Genomic DNA, 350 nt, shown 5'->3' on the forward strand with positions numbered 1-350 from the left:
CTGAATTTGCCGCTTGTCCACCAACTTCGAAGTCGAGACCAGGGGTTGTAGTCACCAAATCAGGGAGAAAACCCTCAGCCAGTTGAGCGGTGATAGCGTCAGCATTGCCGATGCGACCGTCTACGTCGGCCGCGACAGTCAGCGTTCGCAGGCCATTACGTCGCGTGACGCCTCCCCATCCGCGTGCCTCGTCGATGGTAACGATGCTGGATAACGGCACGGTCCCTCCATCGGGCAGGGCAATTTCGAAGGCATTTAGGTCGGCGCGAGCAGCGCGATCATTGTCGGGCAGCCGCACTTCCAGATCCCAAGCCAGATCGCCGCGCCGGATTTCCGTAAGCTGCGTGCCA

General features: G+C 60.3%; 1 protein-coding gene. It reads right to left on the reverse strand.

Features of this window, described 5'->3' with window-relative positions:
• On the reverse strand, positions 1–350 hold a 350-nt coding region (locus E7681_RS18700; RefSeq protein ID WP_136340771.1), incomplete at both ends, for an efflux RND transporter permease subunit.

This window comes from Thalassobius vesicularis, assembly GCF_004799325.1.
GTDB classification, from domain to species: Bacteria; Pseudomonadota; Alphaproteobacteria; order Rhodobacterales; family Rhodobacteraceae; genus Thalassobius; species Thalassobius vesicularis.